This is a genomic window from Klebsiella sp. AqSCr (assembly GCF_008452795.1).
Lineage (GTDB): Bacteria > Pseudomonadota > Gammaproteobacteria > Enterobacterales > Enterobacteriaceae > Klebsiella > Klebsiella pneumoniae.
Genome location: NZ_MJDM01000005.1, coordinates 1,701,009 through 1,726,059, shown reverse-complemented (window position 1 = coordinate 1,726,059; position 25,051 = coordinate 1,701,009). Strand labels below are relative to the sequence as shown.

Below are 25,051 nucleotides of genomic sequence, written 5' to 3'. Positions count from 1 at the left end.
ATATGCTTGCCTCGGGAAAAGTCAAAATTAGGTGTCATGCCTTACACAAAATTCGTCAAATTTTGATGTTATGTTCCTCAAAAATGCGTCAAAATTAGATCAACATAACGTCAAAAAAAACCGTCAGTTAAAGCCACCAGCCTTATACATAAATTCGTGCTTGATATCTGTGGAACCGCGCTAAATCTGGTCTGAGCATTTTTTTCTGTAAGGTATGACGGTAAACAACACTGCCGTTTGAAGCACGTAAAAATCAATCTTCCAGATTTTTTTTCTTGATCTCAGAATGAGACGGGTAAATGCCTTTGCTAGGCCGTGAGATAACAGAGCTAACAATACCCAGGCTGAACGGTGAAGTACTTGATAACCATACCCACTACACCATTCACAATGGGCCGGCACAGTCACTACAGACCAAAGAGCGCCACCGCCGCAGGATGGTAGCACTAGCCTACCAGTGGAAGAAAGCGAAGTATGATAGATAACCTCCTTTATAAAATTGGATTAATAGGCAAAAGTTATTGACTACCTTCTGTAGTAGTTAATTAGCTGAATAAAATCAACATATAGTGTTTTTACTGCATTTTTACTGTTATGTAGGCGGTAGAGGGGTTAGCATTTCGTGACATGTCACATTGACATACTGATATCTTCAGGTAGATTTACCAGCAACTGAGCCCGGCCCCCTGGCTTGATCTCATCCCAGATGAGCGATTGTTATGGCCGGGCCTTCTTATATCTGGAGGTAGGGATACTGTTGCATGGCTGATCCGGTTAAAGTTCATAAAGAATATGACGAACTTATCGATCTGTTACTTTCGCGTGGCATGGATGTGCCAGACCGGGATCATGCAATAAAGAAAATCTCTCAAGTAGGTTACTACAGACTCTCCGGATTTTGGTATCCGTGCCGAATCCCTCACATAACTCCCGAGAACATCAGGACGCGTTTAGATCAAGTACGCCCAGGTACGAACTTTCGGGCAGTATACGACCTATACTTATTCGATAAAAAAATGCGTTTATTGATGATGAATGCCTTGGAACGAATAGAGGTTTATGTCCGTTCTGTTATTGCGCATGAAATTGGTAAAATTTCACCTCTCGCATATCTTGATGACTCTTTAATAAATCCTAAGCATCTAAGAGGTCGTCCTCGTGGGCGGTGTAGCGCGAGGGAGGAGTGGCTTAGCAAGCACACAAATGAAATATCCAAAAGTCGAGAGGACTTTATAAAGTGGCATGAGGGTAAGTATGAGGGACTCCCATTCTGGGTTGTTATCGAGGTGTGGGATTTCGGTCTGATGTCGAAGTATTATGCGATGTTAAAAGACGGGCATCGTAACGGGATTCTATCTAGGCTGGGTATTGCTGCGGGTAATGGGGCTATTTTCCAGAACTGGCTCAGCGCCATGAATGTAATGAGAAATCGTTGCGCTCACCACTCACGTATCTGGAACAAGGTTAATGAGCCGAAGTTGATGCCCCTGCCAAATCATCCATATTTTGAACGCCTGAATATGAATGATGATGCCTATGAAAGAATGTACGGCATGATAGCAGTGCTATGGTTTTTGGTGAAAAAGATTGGCCCGGGCTCAAACTGGATTAGGCATGTCGCTGAATTAGTAGACAACAAGCCATATCTTCCCGGTTGTAACTTAACTGCGATGGGACTTCCTGATAACACAGGATTTCCAAGAGCTCTATTCGGTATCGAATAGTAGGGCACATTAAATAATTATGAATGCTACGATCATAGCGCCGCTACTATCTTCTCAGCATTGTGCCCCTGACGCTTCCAGGCGCTGTAAATGTCCTTATCCCACGCTTTGCCCGCTTTTGTCTGATAACCGGCCGCATTGAGCCTCTCAGCGATAATGCGGCCATTGTCGAACCCTTCCCGGATAGTATCAGCAACAATCCCGATAACAGCCGCTTCATTGTACAGGGTCGGCGGGATCCCCTGTTTGCCACCCGCCAGCGCAGCCGCCGCCATTTCCATTCGCTCCACCAGCTCAAGCATGCGCTGCTGTGGGTTGCTCTCTGGCTGGTTCAGTTTGCTGCGAAGGGCATCGAGAAGCCATGCTGTTTTGTCACCGCCCGCCGCCGCTACAGCCTGATTAAATGCGTCATGCAATTCAGCCGGAACGCGGAATGCTACAAGATTGGATTTGCTCATGAGGGGCCGCCATATCAGTGTTTTCGGTCTATACAGTATACAACTGTATAACGATGTTATACGGATTAGGTTTCGCATAACTGACTATTTTCTCCATCCATCCTAACCTTGGGTGTGAGGCGCTGGTGGTCATAAATTTTGGAATGCTTTGGAAATTTGATAACTACTGACGCAGAAGGAACCGCGCTGGCGATAGTCTGGAGTTGAAATACTTACAGGAGCATCCAAAAAAGATGCGTGTTAAATTTATACTGTTTGATACGGATTTGGATTGCGCTGATTGGTAAACGTGCGTCGTGGTTGGCGCTGCATACTATAGGGACGATCGGCCGTATTAAATTTGCCTGGCCCGTACATGCGGGAAAATCCCGGATGTAAGAGGGAACCTTCCAGGAGAACAGGGTAACCAACGGTTATCCTGTTGTTGGCTAGAGGTGGGAAAATATCACCTTTAGAGCCATATCTAGAGTACATGAAGGGCTGTCCCGTATGTAAAACCGACTTAGTCGGTACCTCTATCTCGATGAGATATATGCCCATTTATCCATGCCTCAATTTCATTAGATGGCCAGCGGACACTGCGCCCAATCTTCACTGGATAAGGGAAAGTACCTTTGCCCATCCATTTGTAGATAGCTGTCTTCCCAAACCCGGTTGCTTCACATACCTGTTTCAGGTCCATAAGATAAATTTTCATCGGTTTCACCTCATAAACTGGATGCATGTTGGTTCACTCAGCTAAATGTTGGTTCAAAATCTGGTGGTGTTGGTTCACTTTTTTGATAAATATCCAAATAAAACAATGGACTTTACGTTTTGAGGCAACTGAACCAACCGAACCAACACATTTTGCATGTATATAGAGAAATTTTTACCAAACTTACAGAAGGAGATCAGCACACCATCGCGAGGCGGATATGGCATTTTATCAAAGAGGCAACATTTGGTACGTTGACTATAAAAATTACGAAGGTAAGAGAGTCCGCAAATCTATGGGGACAACCGATAAAAAACTTGCTTCAGAGTTGTATGACAAAGTTAAGTACGAATCATGGTGCTCATCAAGGCTTGGATACATACCACGTGTAACTTTTGAAAAGGCATGCATACGCTGGCTGAAAGAGAAATCGGGTAAAAAAACGTTATGTGATGACAAAAAAAGAATTATGTTCTGGCAGGCATTCTTTGGGACAAGATACCTTGATGAAATAACAGTGGATATGATTTACCAAGCTGTTAACTCAATGATTAATCAGAAGTATGAACAGAACTGGAGAGCCAAGTATCTGGCTTGTAATGCCTCAGCACTGGCCCCATCAAAGTATGTTCCAAAAGCCGTCTCGATGGCGACAAAGAACACTCACCTTGCATTTATGAAGGCTCTACTTCGCAAATCATGGCTTGAATGGAGATGGCTCGAAAAAATGCCTTACATTCGTCTTTATCCTGTCAAGAATACTCGCGTACGTTGGTTGAAACCTTACGAAGCCAAAAAACTTATAAATGCTTGTAGTGAACCATTAAAATCAGTTGTTGAATTTGCTCTTGCAACAGGGCTTAGACGTTCAAATATCATTAATCTTCAGTGGCAGCAGGTTGACATTTCTCGTCGGGTCGCATGGATTCCATCTGAAGAGTCTAAGTCTGGTCAAGCAATTGGCGTGGCTTTGAATCAAAGTGCTTGCGATATCCTTGAAAGGCAGGCGGGAAAACATTCCCAGTGGGTGTTCGTTCACACCACGGCAAAACATCGACCGGATGGAACGCTGACGCCCGCAGTTAGAAAAATGCGGGTGGATGACAATAACGCCTGGCGCGCCGCGCTTAAAAAAGCGGGCATCGAGGATTTCCGTTTTCACGACCTCCGGCACACTTGGGCAAGCTGGCTTGTGCAAGCTGGCGTTCCACTTTCTGCCTTGCAGGAAATGGGAGGATGGGAAAGCATTGAGATGGTTAAAAAGTACGCTCATTTGTCTCCAACGCATTTGCTGATCTATGCTCAGAAACTGGATAGTATTTTACGTGAAGGTTGAAGCACCATTCAAAATCACGTACACAAGGGTGTACACAATTAGTTTATAAATAAAATAAAAATCATATTAATCAATGTTATTGGTGTTTTAGTTGTTTTTCACATCAAGAAAAGCAAATAATCATTAAACCCGCTTCGGCGGGTTTTTTGTGGCCGCCATGCCGGTAAATGTCAAAACCTTCCGCCATAATCCCGCGATACTTCGCCGGGAACAGAGCGGCTCAAAGGTGGACTTACTATGCAGATTGGTTTTATCGGCCTCGGCGCGGTGGTGGAAACCGCCTATTTACCGGCGCTGCGTCGCCTGGGGGACGTCATCGACCGCTGCCAGGGCTATGACCTGGACTGCAGCAGAGCGCTGCCGGGGATCCAGCGCTGTAGTTCGCTGTCGGCGCTGCTGGCCGAACCCCTGGATACGCTCTTCATTACCACCTCATCACTTCAGCATCTGCCCGTACTGGAGAGGGCGTTAGCCAGCGGCATTTCCCGCATCGTGGTGGAAAAGCCGATCGTGGCCAACCTTGAGCAGGCCGCCCGGCTGCGGGCGCTGCTGGCGCCGACTGAGCAGGCCGCGCGGGTGCTGGCTCTTGACCACTGGATGGCGCGAGGCGTTGCGCTGAACGCTCCTGGCCCGCTGTGGCGGGCGGAAGGGGAGGCCAGCGGCCTGCCTCCGCCGCACCTGTCAGCGCAGGATATCGTCTGGCTCGAAGGCTCTTTGCAGGAGCCAAGCGGCTTTAACAGCGCTGGTGAGCCGGTCGCACTCAATTTTGCCACCGGGGAGCTGGATACCCGGCAGCTGCGTCACCCTGATGGGGTGATCCTCGATATCGGCACCCATGTCCTGGCGATGCTCCGCGAAACCCTGCACGCCAGCGGAAGCGATACGGCGCTGAGCCTTTTCCTTCGGGTGGCGAAAGACCGCCTCGGCCATGACATTGCTCCAGGGGATACCAGCACTGCCGAGGGGGTGGCGCATCTGCAGGGAACCCTGGGCACTATCCCGCTCAATATCTGGCTCAACAAATACGCGGGTCCCGCGGGCGGGCAAAAGGGAATGCGAATAGGACTGCGGGACGGGCGAGTAATCACCCTCGATCGCGCCCCTGAGGGCGAAGTGGTGACGCTACAGGACGGCGAGCGGGTGCAGCGCTGGACCCGGCCCGGGGCGATCTATACGCACTGTCTTGATGAGCAGATCCTCGGCGCGGATAATCTGTTTATCCGGGCGCCGGACAGCGTGGCCGGGCTAACGCAGCGTAGGCTTGAGGAAGTGGAATGGCTGCTCAGGTTGCAGCAGCAATTACGCGGCCCGCATTAAACCCGGAACATGATAAAATAGGTGCAGATAAACGTTGAAAGGAATGGTTATGGAACTTGATTGCCCTCAGTGCCACGCGCCGTTAGATGTCAAAGGCAGTAGCGCGCATTGCGCCCAGTGCGAAAGGGTGTTTGCCCTCGAGGCCCGCTGCCCGGAATGCCACCAGCCGCTGGAGGTGCTGAAGGCGTGCGGCGCGGTGGATTACTTTTGCCAGCATGGGCATGGCCTGATCTCGAAAAAACGGGTGGAATTTATTCCGCTGGTTTAGTGGGCGAAGGCTTTCTGGCCCGCGTTTTTTTCACCGGCGCGATCTGCTTCACTTCGCTTTCGACCCAGCCGTCTTTCAGGCGGGTGGTGAGCCGATCGCCGGTTTTGACCTGTTTTGTCTGCTTCAGCACCGTACCGTCGCTCACCGAGGTGACGCTGTAGCCCCGCGCCAGGGTGGCTAAGGGGCTCACCGCCTCCAGATGGGTCACCGCGTTGCCAAACCGTTCACGCCGCTCGCTGAGGCGGCCACGCATAATTTCCGCCAGCCGGTATTCCAGCTGCTGGATCCACGACTGCGCGCGGTGGATCCGCGGCTGCGGGTTGTAGTGATTCAGACGCTGAACGGTGCGCTTTTGCCGCTGTTCTGCGCGCTTAAGCTGTGACTCCACGGCGATACGCATCCGCTGGCGCAGGCGTTCCAGGGCGGTCTGCTGGCGGGCCAAGCGCAGCTGTGGATGCTGTTGCTGCAGGCGATGGAACAGCTGGGTAAAACGGCGCTGGCGACTGGCGAGGAAATAGTCCATCGCCATTTCCAGCCGCTGCTGTCCGGACTGCAGCTGGCGCAGCAGCTCCTGCTGGTTGCGGCTGACGATTTCCGCGGCGGCTGAGGGAGTCGGTGCCCGCAGGTCGGCAACAAAATCAGCGATCGTGACGTCGGTTTCATGGCCGACGGCGCTGACGATAGGGATCTGGCTGGCGAAAATAGCCCGCGCCACCCGCTCATCGTTAAAACTCCACAGATCCTCCAGCGAACCGCCGCCGCGTCCGACAATCAGTACGTCACACTCCTGGCGCGCGTTGGCCAGCGCGATGGCGCGCACAATCTGCCCGGGGGCGTCGTCACCCTGGACCGCGGTTGGGTAGATGATCACCGGCAGCCCGGGATCGCGGCGCCTGAGGACATGGAGAATATCGTGCAGCGCGGCACCGGTTTTCGAGGTGATGACGCCGACGCAGTGGGCGGGAGAGGGGAGTGCCTGCTTATGTTTTTGCTCGAACAGTCCTTCCGCCGTTAACTGCGCTTTCAGCTGCTCATACTTCTGCTGCAGCAACCCTTCGCCGGCGGGCTGCATGCTTTCGACGATAATCTGGTAGTCGCCGCGCGGCTCATACAGCGTGATGTTGGCGCGAACCAGCACCTGCTGCCCGTGCTGCGGGCGGAACGTGGCCCGGCGGTTGCTGTTGCGGAACATCGCGCAGCGCACCTGGGCATTATCGTCTTTTAAGGTGAAGTACCAGTGGCCGGAGGAGGGCTGGCTGAAGTTAGAGATCTCGCCGCTGATCCAAACCCGGCCCATTTCGCGCTCAAGCAGCAGACGCACCGTCTGATTGAGGCGGCTTACGGTAAAAATTGCGGGGGATTGAGAGGGTAACATGTGAGCAAGATCAAACTTTAAATCAGCAGGTTATTCAGTCGATAGTAACGCGCTCAGAGGGGATGGCAAGTATTATTTGCAAAAAAGGGTAGATGCAATCGGTTACGCTCTGTATAATGCCACGGCAATATTTATCCACCCTGGTCGAGATATTGCCCATGCTACGTATCGCTAAAGAAGCCCTGACGTTTGACGACGTCCTCCTCGTTCCCGCTCATTCTACCGTTCTGCCGAATACTGCCGATCTCAGCACTCAGCTGACGAAAACCATTCGTCTGAATATTCCTATGCTCTCCGCAGCCATGGATACCGTAACGGAAGCGCGTCTGGCTATTGCCCTGGCACAGGAAGGCGGCATCGGCTTTATTCACAAAAACATGTCCATCGAGCGCCAGGCGGAAGAAGTTCGTCGCGTGAAGAAACATGAGTCCGGCGTGGTCACCGACCCGCAGACTGTTCTGCCGACGACCACTCTGCGTGAAGTGAAAGAGCTGACCGAGCGCAACGGTTTCGCCGGCTACCCGGTGGTTACCGAAGAAAACGAGCTGGTTGGCATCATCACCGGCCGCGACGTGCGTTTCGTCACCGATCTGAACCAGCCGGTCAGCGTCTACATGACGCCGAAAGAGCGTCTGGTCACCGTTCGTGAAGGCGAAAGCCGTGAAGTGGTATTCGCTAAGATGCACGAAAAACGCGTTGAGAAAGCGCTGGTCGTGGATGAGAGCTTCCACCTGCGCGGCATGATCACCGTCAAAGACTTCCAGAAAGCAGAACGTAAACCGAACGCCTGTAAAGATGAGCAGGGCCGTCTGCGCGTAGGCGCGGCGGTCGGCGCTGGTGCCGGAAACGAAGAGCGCGTAGACGCGTTGGTAGCGGCAGGCGTTGACGTTCTGCTGATCGACTCCTCGCACGGTCACTCAGAAGGCGTTCTGCAGCGTATCCGTGAAACGCGCGCGAAATATCCTGACCTGCAGATCATCGGCGGCAACGTTGCCACTGGCGCAGGCGCACGCGCGCTGGCGGAAGCCGGCTGCAGCGCGGTGAAAGTGGGCATCGGCCCGGGCTCCATCTGTACTACCCGTATCGTCACCGGCGTGGGTGTGCCGCAGATCACTGCTGTTTCCGACGCGGTGGAAGCGCTGGAAGGGACCGGTATTCCGGTTATCGCTGACGGCGGTATCCGTTTCTCCGGCGATATCGCCAAAGCGATCGCCGCCGGTGCGGCGGCGGTGATGGTTGGCTCCATGCTGGCGGGTACCGAAGAGTCCCCGGGTGAAATCGAACTCTATCAGGGTCGCTCTTACAAATCCTACCGCGGGATGGGCTCCCTTGGCGCGATGTCCAAAGGCTCCTCTGATCGCTATTTCCAGAGCGATAACGCCGCTGACAAACTGGTGCCGGAAGGTATCGAAGGCCGCGTGGCCTATAAAGGCCGCCTGAAAGAGATCATTCACCAGCAGATGGGCGGCCTGCGTTCCTGTATGGGTCTGACCGGCTGTGGTACCATTGACCTGCTGCGTACCAAAGCTGAATTCGTACGCATCAGCGGTGCGGGCATTCAGGAAAGCCACGTTCACGACGTGACCATCACCAAAGAGTCCCCGAACTACCGTCTGGGCTCCTGATTTCTTCGCCCGACCTTGCGTCGGGCGATTTATTTACTCTGTTTCACTTGCCTCGGAATTAGCGTCAATGACGGAAAACATTCATAAACATCGCATCCTCATCCTCGACTTCGGGTCTCAGTATACTCAGCTGGTGGCGCGTCGCGTGCGTGAGCTGGGCGTCTACTGTGAGCTGTGGGCATGGGATGTCACGGAAGCACAGATCCGCGAATTTAATCCAAGCGGCATCATTCTTTCCGGCGGCCCGGAAAGCACCACCGAAGAGAACAGCCCGCGCGCGCCGCAGTATGTGTTCGAAGCCGGCGTGCCGGTATTTGGCGTCTGCTACGGCATGCAGACCATGGCGATGCAGCTGGGCGGCCATGTAGAAGGTTCTAACGAGCGTGAGTTTGGTTACGCACAGGTTGAAGTGGTTAACGACAGCGCGCTGGTGCGCGGTATCGAAGATTCCCTGACCGCAGACGGCAAACCGCTGCTGGACGTGTGGATGAGCCACGGCGACAAAGTGACCGCCATCCCAGCGGACTTCGTAACCGTCGCCAGCACCGACAACTGCCCGTTCGCCATTATGGCCAACGAAGAAAAACGCTTCTACGGCGTGCAGTTCCACCCGGAAGTGACCCACACCCGTCAGGGAATGCGTATGCTGGAGCGCTTCGTGCGCGACATCTGCCAGTGCGAAGCGCTGTGGACCCCGGCGAAAATCATTGACGACGCCGTTGAGCGTATCCGTCAGCAGGTTGGCGACGACAAAGTGATCCTCGGCCTCTCCGGCGGTGTGGACTCTTCGGTGACCGCGATGCTGCTGCACCGCGCTATCGGCAAAAACCTGACCTGCGTATTCGTGGACAACGGTCTGCTGCGCCTGAACGAAGCGCAGCAGGTGATGGAGATGTTCGGCGACCACTTTGGCCTGAACATTGTTCACGTTGAAGGCGAGCAGCGTTTCCTCGACGCGCTGGCGGGTGAAAGCGATCCGGAAGCGAAGCGTAAAATTATCGGTCGCGTTTTCGTGGAAGTGTTCGACGAAGAAGCGCTGAAGCTGGACGACGTCAAATGGCTGGCGCAGGGTACCATCTACCCTGACGTTATCGAATCTGCCGCTTCCGCCACCGGTAAAGCGCACGTCATCAAATCTCACCACAACGTGGGCGGCCTGCCGAAAGAGATGAAGATGGGCCTGGTTGAGCCGCTGCGTGAGCTGTTCAAAGACGAAGTGCGTAAGATCGGCCTGGAACTGGGCCTGCCGTACGACATGCTCTACCGTCACCCGTTCCCGGGCCCCGGCCTTGGCGTGCGCGTGCTGGGCGAAGTGAAGAAAGAGTACTGCGACCTGCTGCGTCGTGCGGACGCTATCTTCATCGAAGAGCTGCACAAAGCTGACCTGTATAACAAAGTCAGCCAGGCGTTCACTGTGTTCCTGCCGGTTCGTTCCGTCGGCGTGATGGGCGATGGCCGTAAATACGACTGGGTGGTTTCCCTGCGTGCGGTGGAAACCATCGACTTCATGACCGCGCACTGGGCGCACCTGCCGTATGATTTCCTCGGCCGCGTCTCCAACCGTATCATCAATGAAGTGAACGGTATCTCCCGCGTGGTGTATGACATCAGCGGCAAGCCGCCAGCAACGATTGAGTGGGAGTAATCCCCGGCGTTAGCTGAGTAAAACGAAACCCTCTGTGTTTACAGAGGGTTTTTTTATAGCTGCTACATTAAGGTCTCCGTAAGCGTACAGCGTGAACCGTCTGGTCATAATCTGAAGCATCCGACAAAGTGGTGTCCACCAAATAAGTAGTGGGAACCAAAGTGTTAGATATGCAGAAAAATATGACTCCCGGCAGGCGTAAAGGCTGCCCTAATTATTCTCCTGAGTTTAAACAGCAACTCGTTGCTGCCTCCTGCGAACCCGGGATATCCATCTCAAAACTGGCGCTTGAAAATGGCATTAATGCCAATCTGCTCTTTAAATGGCGCCAGCAGTGGCGCGAGGGAAAGCTGCTATTACCTTCCTCTGAGAGTCCTCAGTTACTTCCTGTGACTCTCGATGCCACCGCCGTACAACCAGAACCGCCCGCTGAGGACTCAGAGCTCAGCATCTGCTGTGAGGTAACGTTCCGGCACGGGACACTCCGCCTCAACGGCACTGTCAGCGAAAAGCTTCTGACTCTGCTGATACAGGAACTGAAGCGATGATCCCGCTACCAACAGGCACCAAAATCTGGCTGGTTGCCGGTATTACCGATATGAGAAACGGCTTCAACGGGCTGGCTGCAAAAGTGCAGACGGCGCTGAAAGACGAACCGATGTCCGGCCATGTCTTCATCTTCCGGGGCCGCAGCGGCAGTCAGGTTAAACTTCTGTGGTCCACCGGCGACGGGCTGTGCCTGCTGACCAAACGGCTGGAGCGCGGGCGCTTCGCCTGGCCGTCAGCTCGCGATGGCAAAGTGTTCCTGACCCCGGCGCAGCTGGCAATGCTGCTGGAAGGCATCGACTGGCGACAGCCGAAGCGGTTGCTGACCTCCCTGACCATGCTGTAGGCTTCTTTATCCTGGTTGTCGCAGAATAAGCCTGGTAAAATGCTGGCTTATGAATGACATCTCTTCTGACGACATCCTTCTGCTGAAACAGCGCCTTGCCGAACAGGAAGCGCTGAACCGTGCCCTGCTGGAAAAGCTGGCAGACCGGGAGCGCGAAATAGACCATCTGCAGGCGCAGCTGGATAAACTTCGCCGGATGAACTTCGGCAGCCGTTCCGAAAAAGTCTCCCGCCGTATCGCACAAATGGAAGCCGATCTGAACCGGCTTCAGAAAGAGAGCGATACGCTGACCGGTCGGGTGGATGACCCGGCAGTACAGCGCACTCTGCGTCAGACCCGCACCCGCAAACCGTTCCCCGAATCACTCCCCCGCGATGAAAAACGCCTGCGGCCAGCGGGTTCCTGCTGCCCGGAGTGTGGTGGTGCGCTGAGTTACCTGGGTGAGGATGCCGCTGAACAGCTGGAGCTGATGCGCAGCGCCTTCCGGGTGATCCGGACCGTACGGGAAAAACATGCCTGCACAAAATGTGATGCCATCGTGCAGGCCCCCGCGCCTTCGCGCCCCATTGAGCGGGGTATCGCCGGACCGGGGCTGATGGCCCGCGTGCTGACCTCAAAGTATGCAGAGCACACACCGCTGTATCGTCAGTCTGAAATATACGGTCGCCAGGGCGTGGAACTGAGCCGTTCACTGCTGTCGGGCTGGGTGGATGCATGCTGCCGGCTGCTGTCCCCGCTGGAGGAGGCGCTTCAGGACTATGTCCTGACTGACGGTAAACTCCATGCCGATGATACCCCGGTCCAGGTGCTGTTGCCGGGCAATAAGAAGACGAAGACCGGGCGGTTGTGGACGTATGTTCGTGATGACCGCAACGCCGGGTCAGCGCTGGCACCGGCGGTGTGGTTCGCCTACAGCCCCGACAGAAAAGGCATCCATCCGCAGACCCATCTTGCGGGGTTCAGCGGTGTGCTACAGGCGGATGCGTACGCCGGGTTCAACGAGCTGTACCGCGATGGCCGGATAACGGAAGCCGCCTGCTGGGCTCACGCCCGCCGTAAAATCCACGATGTGCACGTTCGCACGCCGTCAGCCCTGACGGAGGAAGCCCTGAAGCGTATCGGCGAACTGTATGCCGTGGAGGCGGAAATAAGAGGAATGCTGGCGGAACAACGGCTTGCTGAACGTCAGCGGAAAACGAAACCGCTGCTTAGTACCCTGGAAAGCTGGTTGCGTGAAAAAATGAAAACGCTGTCGCGACACTCGGAGCTGGCAAAGGCGTTCACGTACACCCTGAACCAGTGGCCGGCCCTGACGTACTATGCAGAAAACGGCTGGGCCGAAGCCGATAATAACATCGCTGAAAATGCGCTGCGGATGGTCAGTCTGGGTCGTAAAAACTGGTTGTTCTTCGGCTCAGACCACGGTGGTGAGCGGGGAGCGTTGCTGTACAGTCTGATCGGGACGTGCAAACTGAACGGCGTGGATCCAGAAAGCTACCTTCGCCATGTCCTTGACGTCATAGCTGACTGGCCGGTCAACCGGGTCAGCGAGCTGCTACCCTGGCGCATCACACTGCCAACTGAATAACACATCCCCGTCAATACGGTTCTCGCTGTACGCTTACAGGTCTCCCACCTGACGGCAAGCGCTAATCGCGCATATATTGATGCATCTGGGCCGCCGTCAGATCCCACTGGCTTCCTTCAAACGGGGGCATATAGCTGCCATCATCTTCGCCAATCTCAGCGGCAGTGAGCTGATTGAGTTTATCGTTCATTGTCATTAACAGATCCCGGTATTTCTCTGGCTCCCGGGCGAGGTTATGATTTTCTTCGGGGTCGTTAACCAGATCGAAAAGTTCAACATCATTATTCTCCAGCAGCTCGGCCAGGGTCGCAGGAATATGATGCTGCTTGAGCGAAAAGTAGCGGGCAAATTTATAGTGTCCATCGTTGATCATACGGATCCCTGAGCGATGGGAAAAATCAGGATGGAGTGACGCGATCGCTTTTTTAAATTGATCGTGCGGGAGTTTTTCTCCAGCCAGCTTTCTGAATTTTGCCGTGTATTGCGCATCCATATACAGGATCATGCCGTAACAATAAAGCGAACCCGGACGCAGCGCATTTAAGCCCGCTTGCTCAGGATGCGCCAGTAATGGGCTCATATCCCGGCCTTTTCTGCCCTCCAGGACTTTCTCTCGCAGCGAGCGATCGCGTCCAGTCAGACCAATCAGGGTCGGTACTAAATCCAGATGATTGGTCAAACTGTTGCAGCGGATATTTCCCGGATACGCCGGATGGCGAATGATCATCGGCACATGGATCTGCTCTTTGTACACCGAGGAACCTTTACCATGCATCTGGTGGGAGCCACCGAGCTCCCCATGGTCGGCGGTAAAGACGATAATCGTATTTTGCGTCAGCTGCAGGTTATCCAGCTCATTGAGAATCGCCTCAAGATGCTGGTCATTATCGCGAATACAGTTGAAATAATAATCCAGTAATTTGCGCCAGCGCCGGTCTTCATCGGGGAACTGTCCCTCCATCACCGCCCTGGCATTCTGGTACTCTTTATGGGCGGCAGGTCTGCCAGGCTCATCGAGCGGCTGGTGGCGGTTTGCAGGCAGCGGATAGTCTGGCCAGCTTTGCTGATAGATTTGGTTGTGCGGGGGTTGGGTTGGCAGCAGGGTGTGGTTTTCTTTATCCATTGGCCCTTTCCACTGCACCTGCTTACCATGCTCATCGGTGTCGATAAACATGACATCGTGGGGGTTAACCAGGTTTACTGCCGCGAACCAGGGCTTATTTTCATCATTCAGCGGGCGGCCGGTGTTACGTAGCCAACTAATGGTCTGCCCCGTGGTGACTGAATCAAAGAAATAGCCGCCCTTACTTTTCCCGATGACATCGCCAATGCCGTGATAATCAGAGAAACCATACTTTTCCATAATTTCATGCAGTCGCGGCGTCGGGATCTCGCCCAGGTCCATTTCTTCTACCGATTTACCAGCGACCGGCTGATCGATCTCCCGGGTAAGATGCCATTTACCTTTATACGCCGTGTAATAACCCAGTTCACGCATCATATGGCCCACGGTACGTAATTCCGGGTCCAGATCGTAATTCATCCAGGGGAAGCCAAGATTATCAAACATCCGGGTGTGCGGCATATGGAGCCCGGTGTACATGACAGAGCGCGATGGCGTACAAACGTTGGCCGTGTTCTGATGATTGGTAAAAGTGATACCCGTTTTCATCAGGCGTTCCCGGCCCGGCACCGGAAAGGGATACCGCTCGAAATAACGTTCCTGATCGCAGGTTATGAGTAAAATATTGTAGCCTTCGGGCAGTGTGTCAGGGATTTCGCCGGTGAAAGGAATATCCCATGCCGCTTTCGGGGCGGCATTATTTTGCGCGGCGTTTCCCGTCTCTGGTAACAGGCTCACGACAGCGGCAATCCCCAGACCTTTCAGGAGATCGCGGCGATTTCCATCTATTTTATTTGGTTCTTTCATCTTCAGACTCCGTTAATTGTAATATATTTTGCCGAATCTCCGGGATAAGACTCATAATGAGCGCGGGCGGCTGGCAATTTAATAAAAGCCTTCGCATGACGTTCATATAGGGCGTGATATGGCCGAAAAATGCTAAATAGCCGCTGCACAGGTAATTCTGTGCTTCGTCGTCATGGATGGTAAAACGGTGTTTAGGGCATCCCCCATGGCAGGCAAAGCGCCAGTGGCAGCCCTGACAGCGCGCAGAGAGTTGGCCCTTTTGCTTCCCGAACTGTTGCTGAAATGGCGAGCTCGCCATCGCTGCCATAGCATCTTGCTTCAGATTACCCAGCTTATATTCCGCTGAGACAAAGTGATCGCAGCTGTAGACATCGCCGTTTTGCTCCACCAGTAAACTCTGCCCACAGACAGGCTGCATGGTGCAGAGCGTGGCGGGCTGGCCGGCCCATACGCCGAGCAGATTATCAAAGTACTGGATAAACACCCTGCCAACATCGTTTTCCAGCCAGTCGTCGAAAACACTGCACAAAAATTTGCCCCAGCCCTCAGGGGTAACTGACCAGGGAGCAGGGGAGTCAACGAGAGGAATAAACTGGAGATGGTGAAGGTTTAGCTCGCGGCTCAGGCAGCGATAGAGACTTTTCCCCTGGCTTGCAGACTGGCGGCTGACCACCACCATGGCATTCACCGGAACGTCATGCTGCTGCAGGCAGCGTATGGCCTGCACAACTTTTTCCCAGGTGGGTTTTCCGCAGCCCGTCGTACGCCAGGTGTCGTGGAGTGACGCAGGGCCATCAATGGATAATCCGACCAGAAATCCATGACGACGCAAAAAACGAGCCCATTTATCGTTCAGCAAGATGCCGTTGGTTTGCAGGCTGTTGGCGATGATTTTGTTACCACGGTAACGCTGCTGGAGCTCGACCACCTTTGCAAAAAAATCCAGCCCGCATAAGGTAGGCTCACCGCCCTGCCAGCAAAACTCGACGTTTTGCGAGGGGGTCGATGAAATGGTGTTGTGAATGTATGCTTCCAGCGTGAGGTCGTCCATGGTGGCATACCCTGGACGCGGAACCTCGTTTTCCAGATAGAAACAATACCGACAGGCCAGATTGCATCGATTGCCGCCGGGTTTTGCTACGGTATTAAAATTAGCGCTCATTCTTTGCTATGCTCGAACGGTTTCGATGAGGAAGAGAGTAAGGCTAATTGTGTTACCGGAGGTGTGGCTAATGTTACCGATGGCGACTGGCTTTATTTTTTGGATCATTATGCAAGCGAAAAATACAGGCGGTATCGTTATTTTTCGCAGGTGACAGCATGCCCTGCTATTCTCTTAAAAATTTCATCATTGATTTGGTGAATGTATTTTCATTAAAAATTTATAATATGAATAATGCCTGCCATATGGCTATAAGGGCAGGCGTAAATTATCAAGGGCGTAGTGATCCACGTTTACTCTTCAGCAAGGTTGTTTTTGGCTATCGGTTGGTCAACGGCCGCTGCCGGATATTCTACATTACGTTCATCCTGCGCCTTACCCGCCTCGCGCACAATCGCCAGCGCCAGTCCGGCAACGATCAACGTTAACCCGGTGGACACCCACATTCCGCCGATAATGCCCAGCCGGTGGTTCAGCCATGCGTAGGCAAAGGGTGAAACAGCTGCCATCAGTTGCCCGGGGATCAGCAGGAGACCCGTGCGGCTGGCGTAGCTTTCTGCGCTAAACAGCGCCAGCGGCAGCGTCGCTTTGACAATCGTCACCAGCCCGTTAATCGCGCCATAGCCCAGCACAAACCCGGCTGCGCATCCGGCAAAGGTCGTGCTGCTCAATCCAAGGAGAAAACAGAGCGGCATGGCGAGCGCAGTAAAACGCGTTAGCGTGAGTGAGGTGACCCGGGGACCGGCCAGCACTTCCCCCAGCCGGGCGCCGGTCTGGCCGAATCCCCACAGCATACCGACGGCAACCGGCAGACCAAAGTGGCTGATAAACTCCGGCAGATGGGTAGAGGTACCGTTAGAGATGAAGGTGATCAGCGCAATAAAGATCGCGTAACGCGCCCCGTTACGCCGGTCGCCCTCTGCTGTCGCTGGCGAGGCTGGTGATTTCGCCGCTGAATTGAGCCGCTGGCGAGGCAGTTGATAACTCAGCCATGCGCTCAGCAGGGCAAACAGCGCATAGATCCGCAGGGCATTCTGCCAGGGCATGATGGTTAATAACGCCTCGCCCAGCGGCCAGAAGAGGGCAGAGGCCAGACCGCCAGCGAGAGTGATATGAGAGATAGTTTTCCGCGCCTGCTGACCGTACAGATTCACCACTGCGGCGAACAGCGCATCATACAGTGAGAGCCGCATGCCGATGCCGGTCAGCAGCCAGGCGCCGTACCAGCCGGCCAGCGAAGGGCGCCAGGCCATCATGGCGCAGCTGGCGGCTATCAGTAAGGTACCGCTGGTGACCACCAGTCTTCCGCCAAAGCGAGCCAGCAGCCTGGCAACGAACGGGGAGACAGCGGCCATCATCAGCATCGCAAGCGTCAGGCCGAGATAGATCTGCGGCAAGGACCATCCTTTGTCGGCGGCGATAGCCCCGGCAAAGGTGCCGGGCATATAAAAAGAGATCCCCCAGTTGATGAGTTGCTGACCGCCCGCGGTGAAGGCAAGGCGTCGGGGAATAGCGTTTATTTCCATGGTTTTTCATTCCGTTAAGACAGTTGTCCTGAGCATACCCGGCAGGCTATTGTTCTGGCAGAGCGGCCACCTTATGCGCGGTATAAGAGAAACTTTTATGACAACACTGAACCTGGGAAATCTGGCGACCTTCCGGCTGGTCGTACAGCGCGGCAGCTTTTCTGCCGCCGCCGACGCGCTGGGGATCTCCCAACCTGCCGTCAGCCTGCAGGTACGTCAGCTGGAGCAGTTTTTACAGACCAGGCTGCTGGAGCGAACCGGACGTGGGATCAAGGCGACGGCGGCAGGAATGGCATTGCTGGCCCACAGCGAGCAGATCGATCGGGCGGTGAATAGCGCGGTGCAGTCGGTCAGCGCATTCAGTCAGGAGGTTAATGGATCGTTGACGCTGGGGACAGGCGCGACGGCCTGCATTTATCTTCTTCCACCGCTGCTGCAGCATCTTCGTCAGCAGCACCCGCTGCTGACGGTGGGGGTAACCACCGGCAACACGCTGGATATCGTCCGGGCGGTGGAAGAAAACCGGCTCGATCTCGGGCTGGTCACGCTGCCCGTGCAGGGGCGCAGTCTGGCGGTGACTGCGATGTTAGATGAGGAGTTCGTGACCATCTATGCCAGCCGCGAGACGGAGATGCCGGCGGTTTATACTCCCGCCGAGCTGCAGGCGCAGCCGCTCATTGCCTTCGAGGCGGGTAGCGGCACGCGGGATCTGATTGACCGCTGGTTCCGCTCGGCGGGACTGGCGGTGACGCCGGTAATGCAGTTGGGGAGCATCGAGGCGATTAAGCGCATGGTGCGGGCAGGGCTGGGCTACAGCATCGTGCCCCGCATGGCGGTGGAGCGGGTGGAGGATCGCGACGGATTACGCGTACACTCGCTGGCGCCGCGGCTATACCGACAGCTGGCGGTAGTCATGCGTCAGGACAAAATTGTGACAAAAGGTATCGCTGAAATGCTGCGCCTGCTGCATACCGTGCGCTTATAAATCGCCGACGGCAAAATTACCGCATCAAAGACAGTACTTCAGCAGCGAGCGGCTCTGCCTGCGGAGTGTGGCGCTTGCAGTATTAGAATCAAAGGATTACTCGCGGGGGGAGGGCTCGACGGTGAGCGATGACTCCTGCGACGCTTTTTTATCCTGATGATGGTACCAGGCGCCGATGGAGGAGTAGACAAAGCGTCCAAAGAAGAAGAGAAAGCTGATAAGCAGTACGATACGGGTCATGCGACGGTTAAATCGATGTCGTTTACGCATACTGGGTGCCTGACTCACAAAAGGATCCTTGAAGTATACCCGAAGATGGGCGATGGGGGTATTAAGGCACAGGAACGAGATGGGGTCAATTGATGCAGATGTAAAAGTGCGGCAGTGAAAACATTAATTAATGTTATATAAGATAATCGTCGTATTTACATGCTCACTTTATTAGCCGTGAAATGTCGGGAAAAATAAGATTTATTAATGTTGGCGTCAGCATTTGTTGATTTATATCAATAGTCTCCTTCTCTTGGCCACTAAAATCAGCGGACGTTACCGTATCGTTATTATTTACGCGGTCAGCATGGGTGGTTGGATGCCTGCCTGAATATGCCTCGCGGGAGCAGAGGCACTCTGTAGAGCACCTATGAATTTATTAAAATACTATCAACAATATCGCGACAAGTGGTGGGCTTTACCGCTCGTTCTGCCTGCGCTGTTATTACCGGTCGCCAGATGGGCGAATACCTACACCATGCTCAATGGTCATATGGTATTTTTGTATTATCTTCCCCTGGCGCTGGTGCTCAGCCTGATGATGTTTTTTGGTTGGGCGGCGATCCCTGGCATTATTATTGGCCTGCTGTTAACTCTGGCCCACGGCATGTTGCTTGAGCAGTCCATCGGTGTACTGTTCCATTTCCTTATCCCCTGCGTGCTCTGCTGGGGCGGCTACCGCATTTTTGTCCCCCAGCGTCAGCAGGTCTCACACGGCAACGTCCGACTGATGCCGCATCGTCTGTTCTGGCAAATGCTGCTCCCCTCGGTCATTTTTCTGATTTTGTCACAGATTGCCGAATATCTTGGACTCCATCCGCGCACAACGGAAATGACCGGCGTTACGCCATTTAGTTTACGTTCATTAATCACCTTTCAGGCGCTAATGGTAGGGTGCCTGACCGGCATGCCGCTGTGTTATTTTGTGTTACGGGTCATTCGTAATCCTTTTCATTTACGCGGCTTTATTTCTCAGGTTCGCTTACAAATTGATCCAAAAATAAAAAAAATTGAAATCATTTGCTGGGCGACGGTATTAATTCTGCTACTGTGGCTATTATTGATGCCGCTTAATGATAGCAGCACCATATTTAGTACGAATTATACGTTGTCATTGCTGATGCCGGTGATGCTCTGGGGTGCCATGCGTTTTGGCTATCGCTTTATCTCACTGATCTGGACGCCGGTGCTGATTGCCGTGATCCATTTTCATTACCGTTACTTACCAATTTACCCAAGCTATAACACCCAGTTGGCGATCACCTCATCAAGCTATCTGGTATTCTCGTTTATTGTCGCCTATACGGCGATGCTGGCGACACAGCAGCGGCTGATCTACGCTCGCGTCCGGCAGATGGCCTTCCTCGACCCGGTGGTTCATATGCCGAACTTGCGGGCGCTGAGCCGGGCGCTCAACGGCACGAGCTGGTCGACGCTCTGTTTTCTGCGCATTCCTGAGCTTGAACTGCTTGGGCGCCACTATGGGGTACTTTTGCGAATCCAGTATAAGCAAATGCTGGCGAACCACCTGAGAACGCTGCTGCAGCCCAACGAAGCGGTATATCATCTTGCCGGTCACGATTTAGTGTTCCGTCTCAATAGCGAAGGGCACCAGGCGCGCATTCACTTAATTGACCGCTCCCTGCGACAGTTCCGTTTCCACTGGGACGGGGTCCCCCTGCAGCCGCGGATCGGCATGAGCTATTGCAACGTTCGCTCGCCGGTCAAGCATCTGTATTTACTGCTTGGCGAGTTGAACACCATTGCCGACATGTCGTTAGCCAGCGGCCATCCGGAAAATTTACAGCGCCGCGGCGCGGGCCATGTTCAGCAGGATCTGAAAGATAAAGTCGTGATGATGAACCGCATTCTCAAAGCGCTGGAACATGACCATTTTGTCCTGATGGCGCAGCCTATCCAGGGCATTCGCGGCGATCGCTATCATGAAGTGCTGGTGAGGATGGAAGGGGAGTCGGGTGAGCTAACGGGGCCAAACGAGTTCTTGCCGGTGGCGCACGAGTTTGGGCTGTCAACGCGGGTGGACCAGTGGGTTATTGAGCATACGCTGGCCTTTATGGACGCCAACCGGCGGGCGCTGCCCGGTCTGCGGCTGGCGATCAATCTTTCTCCGGTGTCGCTGAGCCGCAGCCAGTTTCCTCAGGAGGTCGAAGCGCTGCTGCAGGCCTACAACATTGAGCCATGGCAGATTATTTTCGAGCTGACCGAGAACTACGCGCTCAGCAATCCCGAGCTGGTCTGCCAGACTTTAGAGCATCTGCGGGCGCTGGGCTGCCGGGTGGCGATCGATGATTTTGGTACCGGCTACGCCAGCTACGCCCGGTTAAAAACAATGAACGTCGACATTCTTAAAATCGACGGCAGTTTTATTCGCAATCTGCTTGCCAGCAGTCTTGATTACCAGGTCGTGGACTCTATTTGTCGTCTGGCGCGTATGAAGAACATGCAGGTGGTGGCCGAATATGTGGAGTCGCCGGAAATACGTCAGGCGGTCATCACGCTGGGGATCGATTATATGCAGGGCTATGATATCGGGGTACCGGTACCTCTGACGCAGTTGGCGGAGGAGATGACCGGCTGAACAGCAAAAAGCCGGGCGTAAGCGCCCGGCTCGGTTGATAGCCAAAGATACGATCAGGCGTCTGGCTCTTCTTCAGCAATCTTCAGCATCCATTCCGGCACGCCTTCCCAGTACTGTTGCTCTTTTTCCAGATCCAGCAGCACCAGCGCATTCTGGCTAAACCAGTTGTGCGGAAACGTCAGCGTCCAGTGGTGAGCTTCCGTCTGCAGGCGCAGCGTCGGCGGCGTAGTGGTAGCCTGACGCTGGTTATTCAGCAGTACGCCCAGGCGCAGTAGCTGAATTAGCGGCAGAAACTGCTTTTTCCTGAATAGCGTAAAGCGCGGCAGATCGTCGAGCTTGATCGCTTTGCGATGATAGCGTACGAGGGTGGCCATCAGCATCTGCTGCTCCTGATTGAAGCCCGGCAGGTCGCTATTTTGGAGAATGTAGGCCGAGTGACGATGCATGCCGCTGTGGTTGATATTCAGCCCTACCTCATGGAGCATCACCGCCCATTTCAACAGCGCCGCGAGGTGCGGATTGGCCAGCTTGGGATTCTGCTCCTGCCACTGCTCCAGCATCTGGGTGGTAGTTTCCAGTACCCGGCGCGCCTGTTCGCGATCGATGTTGTACTGATTTGCCAGACTCTGTGCCGTGCGGCTACGAATATCCTGGTGGCGGAAGCGGCCTTCCATCTCGTACAGGACACCTTCGCGCAGCGCGCCATCGGACAGACGAAGTTCTTTGATGGCCAGCGCGTCAAACACACCGCAGAGGATCGCCAGCCCAGGCGCAAAGACCGCTTTACGGTCTTCTGAGAGACCGGGCAGACTGAGCGCGTCGAAGTTTTTATGCTTCAACAGCTCATTTACCAGCATCTCGAGGCGCTCCGGCGTAATAAATCCGTCCTTCTCGCCCATCGCCACCAGCACTTCCTGGGCGGCTTTAATGGTGCCGGAGGCGCCCAGCGCTACGGTCCATCCCTGAATACGGAACTGCCAGGCCAGCGTCTCCAGTTTCTGCACCGCCGCCAGGCGCGCGCGCTGGAAGTTCTCTTTATTGATAACGCCGCCAGGGAAATAGGCCTGCGAGAAGCTCACGCAGCCCATGCGGCGGCTTTCCACCAGGCGGGGCTCAAAATCTTCGCCAATGACCAGCTCGGTTGAACCGCCGCCGATATCAATCACCAGCTTGCGGCCGCGCTCCGGCTGCGTGTGCTCAACGCCCATAAAAATCAGGCGCGCTTCTTCATTACCGGAGATGATCTCGATCGGGTAGGGGATCACTTTTTCCGCGCGTTTAAGAAACTCCGCCGCGTTGGTCGCCTGACGCAGCGTATGCGTCCCGACGATACAGACGCTGGAGGGGGAGAACCCCTGCAGGCGTTCGGCAAAAAGCGACAGGCAGTTCAGCCCACGGGTCATGGCTTCTTCGCTCAACACCGAGTTTTCATCAAGGCCATCGGCCAGATGTACGCGCTGTTTCAGGCGTCCGATGATCTGCATGGCGCCGTCGACGACACGGGCGATCACCATATGAAAACTGTTCGAACCAAGGTCAACCGCAGCGAACTCCTGCGGCCGAGGGGTGTTATCGTTTATTGGCATAGGTTAGTCGGGTTGTTCGAGTGATTTGAGATAATCGTAAATCGCCATTTGCGCGCGCACTTTACGGCGATTGCCGCGCGGCACATAGCGGTTACTCAGTTCTTTATCAAGATAGCGCGCTTTTACCGTATCGTTGAACAGGATATCAAAAATATCCAGCACCCGCTGCTTCAGACGCGGATCGAGCAGCGGAGCGGCAACTTCGATGCGATAATCGATGTTACGCGTCATCCAGTCGGCAGAGGAGAGCCAGACCTGTTTATCGCCACCGTTTTCAAAACAGTAGACCCGGTCGTGCTCGAGGAAACGGTCCACAATACTGATGACGCGGATATTTTCGCTGATACCTTCCAGACCCGGGATCAGCGAGCACATGCCGCGGATCAGCAGATTAACCGGCACGCCGGAGCTGGAGGCGGCATACAGTCGGTCCACCAGACCTTTATCCACCAGGTTGTTCAGCTTCAGCGTAATCCCGGACGGTTGCCCGTTTTGCGCATTGGCGATCTCGCGATCGATCATCTCATACAGCAGACGACGCGAGTTCTGCGGCGACACCAACAGGTAGTCGAAGCTAACCGGACGATAGGGGTTCTCGATAAAGTTAAACACCCGGCGGACTTCATTGGTAATGCGCGCATCGGCGGTTAACAGCGAATAGTCGGTGTAGATCCGCGCCGTCTTCTCGTTAAAGTTACCGGTGCCGATGTGGGCGTAGCGCACCACCTCATCGCCTTCTTTACGCGAGATAAGGAACAGCTTGGCGTGGATCTTCAGACCTGGCGCAGAGAAGATAACGTGGACTCCCGCTTCCGTCAGGCGTTTCGCCCAGTGAATGTTAGCCTCTTCATCGAAGCGCGCCTGCAGCTCCACCACTACGGTGACTTTCTTACCGTTGTGGGCGGCGTGGATCATCGCGTCAATAATGCGCGAATCCTTGGCCACGCGGTAAATGTTGATTTTGATCGCCAATACGCTGGGGTCGAAGGAGGCCTGACGCAGCAGCTCCAGCACGTGCTCAAAGGTGTGATAGGGATAGTAGAGCAGCACGTCGCGTTCGCGAATGGCGTCGAAGCCGTTGCGGAATTTATCAAACCACAGATGACGCAGGCGCGGCATGGGTTTATTGACCAGATTGGCCTTACCGACGTTCGGGAAGCCGATAAAGTCTTTAAAGTTGTGATAGCGGCCGCCCGGCAGCATTGAGTCGTAGTTGGAAATGGAAAGCTTATCGCGCAGCATTTCGACCATCGCATCCGGCATATCGCGCTGGTAGACGAAGCGAACCGGCTCGGCGGTCAGGCGCTGCTTGAGGCTGGAGGACATCAGCTCCATCAGGCTCGACTCCATCTCATGCACCAGATCGTACTCGGCGTCACGGGTCATCTTCATCGAGTAGGCGTTCAGCGCATCGTAATCAAAGAAGCCTTTAAAAATATCGTCCAGGCAATAGCGCAGGATGTTATCCAGGAGGATCATTGGCTTGCGGCGACGCGGCGCTTCCGGCGGCAGGTTCACGAAGCGCGGCACTTTATCCGACGGTATTTCCAGCAGAGCATAGTTGATGTTTTCCCCGCGGATAATCTCCACCGCCAGATAGGTGTAATCATCTTTCAGGAACTGCACGAGGTCCGTTTCGCGGTTGATCAGGATCGGCGAGATATGCTGGCGTAAATACTGCTTGAAGTAGTTGCGCAGCCAGGCCTGCTGATTGACGGACAGCTGGCGCTCGTTGATCAGGAAGATCTGGTTACGCGCCATCTCCAGCAACAGTTCATTATACAGACTATCGAATTCCTGATCGGCCTTCAGAACGCGGGCCTGAATTTTGCCTAACAGGTGGCGAGAATGGGCGGTACTGCCTTGTTCTTCACTGATAATAATCCGGCGCTTCAGCTCAGCGAAGCGCACTTTGTAAAACTCATCCAGGTTGTTGGAGTAAATCCCTAAGAAGCGCATGCGCTCAATCAGCGGGTTACTCTTGTCCGCCGCTTCCTGCAGCACGCGTTCGTTAAAAGACAACCAGCTGAGTTCTTTTTCGATGTATAGCTTTTCCTGGCCCATTACC

The 25,051-nt window shown here is 54.3% G+C and carries 20 protein-coding genes; 11 read left to right on the top strand and 9 right to left on the bottom strand.

Annotated features, from left to right (window positions below; genetic code table 11):
- The first annotated feature begins 761 nt into the window (after positions 1 to 761).
- Positions 762 to 1,724, top strand: coding sequence for an Abi family protein (locus BHE81_RS12335; protein WP_016831724.1), 963 nt, complete (start codon positions 762 to 764; stop codon positions 1,722 to 1,724).
- A gap of 32 nt (positions 1,725 to 1,756) precedes the next feature.
- Here the strand turns inward: BHE81_RS12335 and BHE81_RS12330 are convergent, their stop codons facing one another.
- Both BHE81_RS12330 and BHE81_RS12325 read right to left on the bottom strand, forming a co-directional pair.
- A complete protein-coding gene (locus BHE81_RS12330) occupies positions 1,757 to 2,182 on the bottom strand; it encodes a hypothetical protein (protein WP_038423071.1) in 426 nt (141 codons plus the stop codon).
- 502 nt (positions 2,183 to 2,684) lie between these two features.
- A complete protein-coding gene (locus tag BHE81_RS12325) occupies positions 2,685 to 2,879 on the bottom strand; it encodes a helix-turn-helix transcriptional regulator (protein ID WP_071889553.1) in 195 nt (64 codons plus the stop codon).
- A 220-nt stretch (positions 2,880 to 3,099) separates the two neighbouring features.
- On the opposite strand from BHE81_RS12325, the gene BHE81_RS12320 reads away from it, so the two are divergent.
- The 3 genes from BHE81_RS12320 to BHE81_RS12310 all read left to right on the top strand — a co-directional run bounded on the left by BHE81_RS12320 (position 3,100) and on the right by BHE81_RS12310 (position 5,800).
- A complete protein-coding gene (locus BHE81_RS12320; protein ID WP_048289948.1) occupies positions 3,100 to 4,215 on the top strand; it encodes a site-specific integrase in 1,116 nt (371 codons plus the stop codon).
- 237 nt (positions 4,216 to 4,452) lie between these two features.
- On the top strand, positions 4,453 to 5,532 hold the full coding sequence (locus BHE81_RS12315; protein ID WP_023301584.1) for a Gfo/Idh/MocA family oxidoreductase: 1,080 nt from the start codon (positions 4,453 to 4,455) through the stop codon (positions 5,530 to 5,532).
- 49 nt (positions 5,533 to 5,581) lie between these two features.
- Positions 5,582 to 5,800, top strand: coding sequence for a zinc ribbon domain-containing protein (locus BHE81_RS12310; protein ID WP_023301585.1), 219 nt, complete (start codon positions 5,582 to 5,584; stop codon positions 5,798 to 5,800).
- Here BHE81_RS12310 and xseA read toward each other — a convergent pair.
- Complete coding sequence (gene xseA, locus BHE81_RS12305) at positions 5,784 to 7,175, bottom strand: exodeoxyribonuclease VII large subunit (RefSeq protein WP_023301586.1); 1,392 nt, start codon at positions 7,173 to 7,175, stop codon at positions 5,784 to 5,786. The two genes, BHE81_RS12310 and xseA, sit on opposite strands and share 17 nt — an antisense overlap.
- A gap of 158 nt (positions 7,176 to 7,333) precedes the next feature.
- On the opposite strand from xseA, the gene guaB reads away from it, so the two are divergent.
- The 5 genes from guaB (at position 7,334) to tnpC (ending at position 12,925) form a co-directional block, all read left to right on the top strand.
- Positions 7,334 to 8,800, top strand: a complete 1,467-nt coding sequence (guaB, locus tag BHE81_RS12300) for an IMP dehydrogenase (protein WP_004151980.1) — start codon at positions 7,334 to 7,336, stop codon at positions 8,798 to 8,800.
- Between the two features lie 67 nt (positions 8,801 to 8,867).
- On the top strand, positions 8,868 to 10,445 hold the full coding sequence (gene guaA, locus BHE81_RS12295) for a glutamine-hydrolyzing GMP synthase (RefSeq protein WP_004151979.1): 1,578 nt from the start codon (positions 8,868 to 8,870) through the stop codon (positions 10,443 to 10,445).
- A gap of 170 nt (positions 10,446 to 10,615) precedes the next feature.
- Positions 10,616 to 10,993, top strand: coding sequence for an IS66-like element accessory protein TnpA (tnpA, locus tag BHE81_RS12290; protein WP_004114613.1), 378 nt, complete (start codon positions 10,616 to 10,618; stop codon positions 10,991 to 10,993).
- Positions 10,990 to 11,337 (top strand): IS66 family insertion sequence element accessory protein TnpB, encoded by a 348-nt coding sequence (gene tnpB, locus BHE81_RS12285; protein WP_004114612.1) that lies wholly within the window; start codon positions 10,990 to 10,992, stop codon positions 11,335 to 11,337. Before tnpA ends, tnpB begins: the two co-directional genes overlap by 4 nt.
- A 49-nt stretch (positions 11,338 to 11,386) precedes the next feature.
- Positions 11,387 to 12,925, top strand: a complete 1,539-nt coding sequence (gene tnpC / locus BHE81_RS12280) for an IS66 family transposase (protein ID WP_016808813.1) — start codon at positions 11,387 to 11,389, stop codon at positions 12,923 to 12,925.
- 61 nt (positions 12,926 to 12,986) lie between these two features.
- Here the strand turns inward: tnpC and BHE81_RS12275 are convergent, their stop codons facing one another.
- The 3 genes from BHE81_RS12275 to BHE81_RS12265 form a co-directional block, all read right to left on the bottom strand.
- Entirely contained in the window at positions 12,987 to 14,855 is a 1,869-nt protein-coding gene (locus BHE81_RS12275; protein WP_110246595.1) for a sulfatase-like hydrolase/transferase, read from the bottom strand.
- Positions 14,839 to 16,017: an anaerobic sulfatase maturase gene (locus tag BHE81_RS12270; protein ID WP_019705969.1), complete on the bottom strand. Its 1,179-nt coding sequence runs from the start codon at positions 16,015 to 16,017 to the stop codon at positions 14,839 to 14,841. The genes BHE81_RS12275 and BHE81_RS12270 overlap by 17 nt, the downstream gene beginning before the upstream one ends.
- 293 nt (positions 16,018 to 16,310) lie before the next feature.
- Entirely contained in the window at positions 16,311 to 17,543 is a 1,233-nt protein-coding gene (locus BHE81_RS12265; RefSeq protein WP_023301617.1) for an MFS transporter, read from the bottom strand.
- Positions 17,544 to 17,616: 73 nt separating this feature from the next.
- Here BHE81_RS12265 and BHE81_RS12260 point away from each other — a divergent pair, with 73 nt between their 5' ends.
- Complete coding sequence (locus tag BHE81_RS12260) at positions 17,617 to 18,528, top strand: LysR family transcriptional regulator (RefSeq protein ID WP_073545757.1); 912 nt, start codon at positions 17,617 to 17,619, stop codon at positions 18,526 to 18,528.
- Positions 18,529 to 18,624: 96 nt separating this feature from the next.
- Here the strand turns inward: BHE81_RS12260 and BHE81_RS12255 are convergent, their stop codons facing one another.
- The gene (locus tag BHE81_RS12255; RefSeq protein ID WP_004174861.1) at positions 18,625 to 18,798 is read right to left on the bottom strand and encodes a YfgG family protein; all 174 of its coding nucleotides are present in this window, start codon (positions 18,796 to 18,798) and stop codon (positions 18,625 to 18,627) included.
- 370 nt (positions 18,799 to 19,168) lie between these two features.
- On the opposite strand from BHE81_RS12255, the gene BHE81_RS12250 reads away from it, so the two are divergent.
- On the top strand, positions 19,169 to 21,397 hold the full coding sequence (locus BHE81_RS12250; protein ID WP_023282900.1) for an EAL domain-containing protein: 2,229 nt from the start codon (positions 19,169 to 19,171) through the stop codon (positions 21,395 to 21,397).
- A 53-nt stretch (positions 21,398 to 21,450) separates the two neighbouring features.
- Here the strand turns inward: BHE81_RS12250 and ppx are convergent, their stop codons facing one another.
- On the bottom strand, positions 21,451 to 22,983 hold the full coding sequence (gene ppx, locus BHE81_RS12245; RefSeq protein WP_002913839.1) for an exopolyphosphatase: 1,533 nt from the start codon (positions 22,981 to 22,983) through the stop codon (positions 21,451 to 21,453).
- Positions 22,984 to 22,986: 3 nt separating this feature from the next.
- Positions 22,987 to 25,047 carry a polyphosphate kinase 1 gene (ppk1, locus tag BHE81_RS12240; RefSeq protein ID WP_002913838.1) on the bottom strand — a complete coding sequence of 687 codons (2,061 nt, stop codon included), beginning with the start codon at positions 25,045 to 25,047 and terminating at the stop codon, positions 22,987 to 22,989.
- Between the last annotated feature and the right edge of the window lie 4 nt (positions 25,048 to 25,051).

What these genes read in the sequence shown, in the direction of transcription:
- BHE81_RS12335 (WP_016831724.1), top strand. Translation starts at nt 762, where the DNA reads ATGGCTGATCCGGTTAAAGTTCATAAAGAATATGACGAACTTATCGAT.
- BHE81_RS12330 (WP_038423071.1), bottom strand. Translation starts at nt 2,182, where the DNA reads ATGAGCAAATCCAATCTTGTAGCATTCCGCGTTCCGGCTGAATTGCAT.
- BHE81_RS12325 (WP_071889553.1), bottom strand. Translation starts at nt 2,879, where the DNA reads ATGAAAATTTATCTTATGGACCTGAAACAGGTATGTGAAGCAACCGGG.
- BHE81_RS12320 (WP_048289948.1), top strand. Translation starts at nt 3,100, where the DNA reads ATGGCATTTTATCAAAGAGGCAACATTTGGTACGTTGACTATAAAAAT.
- BHE81_RS12315 (WP_023301584.1), top strand. Translation starts at nt 4,453, where the DNA reads ATGCAGATTGGTTTTATCGGCCTCGGCGCGGTGGTGGAAACCGCCTAT.
- BHE81_RS12310 (WP_023301585.1), top strand. Translation starts at nt 5,582, where the DNA reads ATGGAACTTGATTGCCCTCAGTGCCACGCGCCGTTAGATGTCAAAGGC.
- xseA (WP_023301586.1), bottom strand. Translation starts at nt 7,175, where the DNA reads ATGTTACCCTCTCAATCCCCCGCAATTTTTACCGTAAGCCGCCTCAAT.
- guaB (WP_004151980.1), top strand. Translation starts at nt 7,334, where the DNA reads ATGCTACGTATCGCTAAAGAAGCCCTGACGTTTGACGACGTCCTCCTC.
- guaA (WP_004151979.1), top strand. Translation starts at nt 8,868, where the DNA reads ATGACGGAAAACATTCATAAACATCGCATCCTCATCCTCGACTTCGGG.
- tnpA (WP_004114613.1), top strand. Translation starts at nt 10,616, where the DNA reads ATGCAGAAAAATATGACTCCCGGCAGGCGTAAAGGCTGCCCTAATTAT.
- tnpB (WP_004114612.1), top strand. Translation starts at nt 10,990, where the DNA reads ATGATCCCGCTACCAACAGGCACCAAAATCTGGCTGGTTGCCGGTATT.
- tnpC (WP_016808813.1), top strand. Translation starts at nt 11,387, where the DNA reads ATGAATGACATCTCTTCTGACGACATCCTTCTGCTGAAACAGCGCCTT.
- BHE81_RS12275 (WP_110246595.1), bottom strand. Translation starts at nt 14,855, where the DNA reads ATGAAAGAACCAAATAAAATAGATGGAAATCGCCGCGATCTCCTGAAA.
- BHE81_RS12270 (WP_019705969.1), bottom strand. Translation starts at nt 16,017, where the DNA reads ATGAGCGCTAATTTTAATACCGTAGCAAAACCCGGCGGCAATCGATGC.
- BHE81_RS12265 (WP_023301617.1), bottom strand. Translation starts at nt 17,543, where the DNA reads ATGGAAATAAACGCTATTCCCCGACGCCTTGCCTTCACCGCGGGCGGT.
- BHE81_RS12260 (WP_073545757.1), top strand. Translation starts at nt 17,617, where the DNA reads ATGCGCGGTATAAGAGAAACTTTTATGACAACACTGAACCTGGGAAAT.
- BHE81_RS12255 (WP_004174861.1), bottom strand. Translation starts at nt 18,798, where the DNA reads ATGCGTAAACGACATCGATTTAACCGTCGCATGACCCGTATCGTACTG.
- BHE81_RS12250 (WP_023282900.1), top strand. Translation starts at nt 19,169, where the DNA reads ATGAATTTATTAAAATACTATCAACAATATCGCGACAAGTGGTGGGCT.
- ppx (WP_002913839.1), bottom strand. Translation starts at nt 22,983, where the DNA reads ATGCCAATAAACGATAACACCCCTCGGCCGCAGGAGTTCGCTGCGGTT.
- ppk1 (WP_002913838.1), bottom strand. Translation starts at nt 25,047, where the DNA reads ATGGGCCAGGAAAAGCTATACATCGAAAAAGAACTCAGCTGGTTGTCT.